This is a genomic window from Streptomyces sp. WAC04114 (assembly GCF_019733245.1).
Lineage (GTDB): Bacteria > Actinomycetota > Actinomycetes > Streptomycetales > Streptomycetaceae > Streptomyces > Streptomyces massasporeus_A.
Window position 1 is genome coordinate 26,081 of sequence record NZ_JAIGQA010000080.1, and the last position, 6,131, is coordinate 32,211.

Annotated in this window: 5 protein-coding genes and 1 pseudogene; 4 read left to right on the top strand and 2 right to left on the bottom strand. The window is 69.4% G+C overall.

The annotated features are described in order from the left end of the window. Both K4G64_RS21165 and K4G64_RS21170 read left to right on the top strand, forming a co-directional pair. Window positions 1–2,118: a hypothetical protein gene (locus K4G64_RS21165; RefSeq protein ID WP_221757586.1), complete on the top strand. Its 2,118-nt coding sequence runs from the start codon at window positions 1–3 to the stop codon at window positions 2,116–2,118. Next, window positions 2,118–2,873, top strand: coding sequence for a helix-turn-helix domain containing protein (locus K4G64_RS21170; RefSeq protein ID WP_221757587.1), 756 nt, complete (start codon window positions 2,118–2,120; stop codon window positions 2,871–2,873). The genes K4G64_RS21165 and K4G64_RS21170 overlap by 1 nt, the downstream gene beginning before the upstream one ends. Window positions 2,874–3,015: 142 nt before the next feature. Here the strand turns inward: K4G64_RS21170 and K4G64_RS21175 are convergent, their stop codons facing one another. Together K4G64_RS21175 and K4G64_RS41455 are read right to left on the bottom strand one after the other, a co-directional pair. After that, window positions 3,016–3,675, bottom strand: a complete 660-nt coding sequence (locus K4G64_RS21175; RefSeq protein ID WP_221757588.1) for an HNH endonuclease family protein — start codon at window positions 3,673–3,675, stop codon at window positions 3,016–3,018. 381 nt (window positions 3,676–4,056) lie between these two features. Further along, window positions 4,057–4,220: pseudogene (locus K4G64_RS41455) on the bottom strand (DUF6207 family protein). 638 nt (window positions 4,221–4,858) lie between these two features. Here K4G64_RS41455 and K4G64_RS21185 point away from each other — a divergent pair. Together K4G64_RS21185 and K4G64_RS21190 are read left to right on the top strand one after the other, a co-directional pair. Further along, a complete protein-coding gene (locus K4G64_RS21185) occupies window positions 4,859–5,101 on the top strand; it encodes a hypothetical protein (RefSeq protein ID WP_221757589.1) in 243 nt (80 codons plus the stop codon). 116 nt (window positions 5,102–5,217) lie between these two features. After that, window positions 5,218–6,042: a sigma factor-like helix-turn-helix DNA-binding protein gene (locus tag K4G64_RS21190; RefSeq protein WP_260460742.1), complete on the top strand. Its 825-nt coding sequence runs from the start codon at window positions 5,218–5,220 to the stop codon at window positions 6,040–6,042. Window positions 6,043–6,131 lie beyond the last annotated feature (89 nt).

A 6,131-nucleotide genomic window follows, 5' to 3' on the forward strand; every position in this document is an offset into this window, starting at 1 on the left:
ATGGACGCACAGAGCTACAACACTGCTCTCGCCGACCTGCGCACCGTGCGGGACAAGATCAAGAAAGCCCGGGCGGAACTGACCCGGCTGGAAAGCGAACGCGACCGGCGCATCGCCCACCTCGCTTCCTACGAGAAGGCAAAGGCCGAGCGGATCGCCCCGGCAGCCGGACTGAGCGTGGCCGACATCGTCTCCCTCGCCCCGGCCCTGGCTCCGGACAGTATTGCCGCCGATCAATCCCCACCGCAGCCCTCAGCCCCCGAACCCGTGGCCCCCGCCGCAGACCGCGAACCCGAACCGGCCGACCAGACAGCAGCGGTGGCACCCGCCACAGTCACCACCCGCGATCCACAGTCTGCACCCTCACCGGATCCGGCCACTGAGAACACCCACGGCCCCCAGCAAGCGGCGCCTACGACACCGAATACGCCGCGCAGCCTGCCCTCCATCCCCGAAGGCGAAGCCGGCGACGCCTGGTGCACCCACACCGCGGGTCTAGCATCCACCCGGCCCAACTTCACCCAACAAGCCCGCTCCACCGTCTTCCTCGACACCGCAACCGGCGTCCTGGTGCACCGCCACCAGACCCACCACCTCGACCTCGGCAACCAGACGGCCGCCGGCATCCTCACCGCCGTCTTCCACACCCTCCCCGAAGGCGCCGAACGCATCTACATCACCGCAGGCGCCCCCTGGCACCGCAACGCCGACCGCTACCCCTACCTCCGCGACGCCGTCGCCGCCTGGCTCAACGCCCCCACCCCCGGCTGGCGCACCGACACCGGCCGAGGCCGCGACCGAATGGCCGGACACTTCGTCCACGCCCGCAACCCCGTCGGCCGCTACCAGCGCGAAGACGGCAGCCAGCACTGCGAGATCCGCTCGGTGGGGGAGTGGTTCGACCTCGACGGCGACGACCCCGCCACCGTCCGCGACGCCTTCGTCCTCCTATGGCAGACGCTGCGCCGCCACTGGCCTGACGCCGTCGTGATGGGCTCCCCCTCCCAGACCGGCCGCGACCTGTGGACCCGCACCATCCCCCAACGCGGCCAGTACGCCGACGGCTTCCCCGTCCTGTCCGAAGAACTACGCGGCCTGCTGCACGCCACCGCAGGCCAAGGCCGCAACGAACTCATCACACCACCCCGCGTCCCCGCCCAACTGCCCCAACTCGTCGAATACGACCGCACCTTCGCCTACGCCAAGCACACCTGGAAATCTCCAGTCGGCAACCCCCGCCGCATCACCGCCGCCACCTTCGCCACCTGGAGCGAGAAAGAACAGAACCGGGCTCTATACGGCTGCGGCCACTGGCACGTCCGGGTCACCGTTCCCGACACCTGGAACCACGTCGGCCTCCTACCCGCCCCGGCACCGGGCGAGCGTGCCTGGCACTACCCGAGCCAGCCCCGCACCACCTTCACCACCTGGGCCGGCGGCCCGGAAATCCACACCGCTCTGGCCAACCCAATCACACCGTGGAAAGTCGAGATCCTGGACGGCATCCTGTGGGAGGACGGCAAACCACTCGACGACTGGGCCAAGAAACTCAAAGAGACCTGGACCAACCTCTCCGCCCAAGCCCACTTCCAGGGCGACGCCCAGCAGGCCCGCGCCGCCCACCTCGCCTCCCGCGCGGTGCGCGCCATCCTGCTGTACGGCATCGGCGCCTTCGCCCAACGCCCCCGCATGGTCACCGGCACCACCCCCCGCACCATGGAACGAGAGGTCCCACCCGACGCCGAAATTATCAGTTTCGACGACGAACTGATCACCTGGCAACGCCCCAGCGGCTACAGCCGGGACCCCAACGCCCATCCCGAATGGACAGCCGCCATCTGGTCCGGCGCACGCGCCGCCCTACTCACCCAGCGCCACCGCGATGACGACACCTACGCCGGAGCCCTGCACACACCGCCCGGCAGCGTCATCGCCTTCCGCACCGATGCCCTCTACCTCACTCAACCCCACGACTGGCCCTACCACCACCAGCCTGGCGACTACCTGCTGCGCGGCCACCTCAACGGTCCCCTAACAGCACCCACCACCGAAGAGGACCTCCTTGCCCTGCGAGACGCCGGCCGCGCCGCCCTCGCCTCCCCCGGCCAGGAGACCTGATGCCCCCCCGCTCCCGCCACCAAGAGGCGACGCCGCAAGAGGAGCTGAACGAAGCCGCGCGACTCGCCGACCAAATCCAACACATCGGCTACACCAAACGCGACATCGCCCGCATCATCAACCGCGACCCCTCCCTGGTCTCGCAGTTCTACACCAAGAACAAGGGCGCCGCCTTCGTCACCGCACTACGCGAAGTCCTCACCGCCATTGAGACCGCAGGCATCACCGAACTGCCCGAACTCGCCGCCATCGCCTCCCGCCACACCCAAAGGCGCACTACCGCCTCCGGCTCCCGCGCCCGTGTTCGCGGCAAGGCGGTTCTCATCACACCCAGTGGATCCGGCACCGGCCGAGCCGGCGCCCAAGCGATCGCCTCCGGCTCCGCCCGTTTGCGCCCGCTGATCGCCGAGGCCGCCCGCCGCGGTCTACGACTGGCCTTCACCGTCCGCCTGGCCAAGACCGGCTACCTGCTCCCCTCCGGCAGCCGCACCGACTCACCCGGCATCCGCCGCGACGTCATCCAACGCGCCGACCACACTGAAGAGCGCTCCTACGGATCCGCCCAGACCGGCGGCTTCGACGCCGCCGACTTCGCCCGCCGCGTCAACGCCGCAGCCGGCGACGTCACCGCAGCCGTCCACCAATGGCTCGCGGAAACCGGGCGCATTCGCGCGGACGCCCACATCCTCCACCTCGAAATCCGCACCTGGCTCCCCGCCAACCGACCCCGAGACACCGCACCGACACACGGATGACAGGGGAAATGCAAGCCGACCTCGCCGCCGCGCTCGGAATGAGCCAAGCACAGGTCAGCCGACGAACTGCTCCACACCGCCGACGGCCGCGTCCGACCCCGCGTATGCCGAGGTGCGATGGCACAACCAGCAGGCCGGTGGGCTAAGCGGCGGGTCTGTAGGTGACGGTCTGGTCAGGGCAGGCGGCGGCGAGGTCGTTCAGGGCGGCACGTTCGGCGTCATCTACGCTGAGGTTCCAGCGGAGCTTGGTACCGGTCCATTCGGCGGCGTACCGGCAGTGGACGTCGGAGGCCGGGGGCATCCACTGGGCGGGATCCTGGTCGGCCTTGCTGCGGTTGGATCGGGCGGTGACCGCGATCAGGCTGGCCTCGGCACCCTGGTCGTTGGCGTAGGCCTCGCGGCGCTGTGCGGTCCAGGCGGAGGCGCCGCTGTCCCAGGCTTCTGCGAGGGGCACCATGTGGTCGATGTCCAGGCCGGAGGCGGACGTCACCGTGGTCTGGTCGTAGTACGACCACCAGGTGCCGCCGGTGAGCCGGCATCTGGGGCCGACGGCCGGTGCTTCGACGGCTTCGTGGATGAGGACTTCGTTGCGGGTGGTGCAGCCGTCGGCCGGGTCGTCGCCGGCAGTCCAGTGCTTGAACGCCTCGCGGGTGTAGCCGTCGCGGGACTCGGTGGCCAGCGGCAGCCTCGCGACGGCTTCGGTGAGGGTAACGGTCTCCGCGGCGTGGGCGGGGGTGGCGGTGGTGAGGGACAAGACGGCGAGGAGCGCGGCAGGCAGGCCGCGCAGCAGGACGGTACGCATGTATCTGTTGGTAGCGGCTCATCTGGGGCGCACGTGCGGGGGGACGGCGGTTGCGCCCCTCGTGTGAGTGCAATGGTCGTACCGGAGAAACGACACAGCTGGGAGGGTGTTCACGCGGGATGGCCTGCGGCCACCGCATGGCGCGTTCGTGATGGTGCCTGGACGAGGCCGGTGCGGCGGCCGTCCGGTAGCCGGTCAGGGTGGTCGATCGCGCGGTGCAGGCCTGTTCGCCGTCGTGATGGGCACAGGAGGCCGCGTCGATGCGCAGCAACGTGCGCGTCATGCTGCTGCAGGAACCAGGAGGGACCGCACGATCCGCGTGCCAACCAGCGACCCGTACTTTGTGCTCACGGTCCGTCCTGGACAACACCGGGCGTGCGGCTAGGGGTTGAGATTCTGGCGCACGTCCAGGTAGCAGCGCAGCCGTACGCCGGGCTCGCCGGGGGCCCGGGTGGTCCGGTCCGCCGGCGCGGTCGCCACCGTCCGGCAAGTGCCTCCTGGATGGCGAACGCGGTCTGGTCGTCGGCGGCTGCTACTTCGACCACGGCCAGCCCGGTTGTGCCACGTGTGCTTCTTTAATCGGCTTCATGCAGGGCTCTACGCCCAGGGGCCCAAGAAGTTCTGCGACCGCGGGGTCCTTCACACGACCGAGTAGATGCCCGAGGGCTCGGCGGCCACCAAGCAAGCTGTCCCGTCGGCGACCCGGGCTGCTCACCTCGACCATGGTCTGACATCCGCGGCACGGTCTGGGGCACTGCCGCAATAGGTGCCTGGCCGACTGTGTCGGCCCCCGTCCGGCGGCTTCGAGGTGCCGGACGGGAGCGGCACGGGGCCCTCCTAGGGTTCCTTGAGCACGAGGGGAACCCGCGCGCCTTCCAGACGGGAAGGTGTGACGCCGAGGCGCCTCCTTCATGGTGCCGATCCCTGGCCACCGGCTGTGCAATTTCATGAATGACGATCAGAAACGAACGTAGTGCTGCGGTTTTGGCCATGTAGGGCCCGTAGTTGGCGTTCCGGCGTTCATAACAGGGTCTATCGAACGTATTTGTTCCGTGACTCCATGATCACGTTGAGTGGTGGCGGTGGCGCCCGTAATGCTGTGCACCACCTTCCTCCCCGGCGCATGAGCACCGCCGGGGAGGAAGGCCTTCCAGACCCTCAACCTCGATGCAGGGAAGGTGAAATGCCCAGTCGAAAGGTGTGGACCGTCGCCGTGCTGGTGGTGGTCCTCGCGTGGAGCACGGCGATGACCGTGCTGGGACACCTCGCCGCGGTCGTGGCGCTGCTGCCCTCGCTCGGACTGCTCGTGCAGCAGCTCACCGCCGCCGCCCACGGCTCCGGCACCGGAGCCGCCCGCGCCCCGGCTCCGGCCGCGGCCCCGGCATCAGTGCCCGAGCCGGCCGGGCATGAGGAGCCGCAGCGATGACCTCCTCGCCACCGCCCCAAGACGATCCGCCGACTACCGACGACGTCCCTGACGCACCGTTCTCCGTAGCGCCCACCACGTTCGGGCCCAGCCGGCGAGGCCGCCGCGCCGAGCCGATGTCGCAGAAGATCGGCCCCAGCCATCAAGCACTGCTGGAGCGCCTGCGCCACCAGATATCCGCACAAGGGATCACCCTCGAGGAGCTGGCCCGTCGCACCGGCTTCTCCAAGGGCCGCATCTCCGTTCTCCTGCGCGGCATCGAGTACTACCCGAGCTGGGAACTCACCTACAGCGTCATCCACGCCCTGGGACTGCCGCCCTGGCCCCTGTGCCGCCTGTGGACCTCCGGGGCCTACGAGGCCGCCAAGACCACCACGTGGATCAACCAGCGCATCCATGATGTCCGGCCGCTGGGGCCCGAGGAGCGGCCCGTGGAACACCGCGGCTTCATCCAACAGATGGAGCACTACTACATCGCCTACGCCCGGGCACTGCTGCACATCGAGCGGCCCGAGCGGATCGTCGGCGAAGCCTTCGACATCCTGTGGGCCGGCTGGGACGAAACAGAAGCGGCCGCCAGCCCCAACCTTCCCCGCTACGCCTGGCGCCTACTGCGGTCACGGGTGCTGCTGCGCGTCAGGCGCCACCCGGACGGGCGCCCCGACCTGCGCCCGGCAGCGTTCCTCACGGTCGCCCAGAGCCGGATCGAGGACCCGGTGGCCAGGTTCGTCGAGATCAGCGAGGTCGCCGACTTTTTCGACGCGATCAGTCACCTGCCGCCGGACCAGTTCGACCTCGTCGTCCTGCGTTACCTGTGCGAGTTCACCCCCGACCAGGTCCAGGAAGCCACCGGCCTGTCCCCGGCCCACGTCCACACCCTCGACCACCACGCACGAGGAGCCCTCGAACTGCTCCACCACCGTCCCACAGCCCGGGAGTGATCACCCCGACATGACCGCCATCGACGACCTCCTCGCCCGAGCCGCCCTGCTGAAGAACCCCCGCATCCCCGCGGACACCGTCCCCTGCC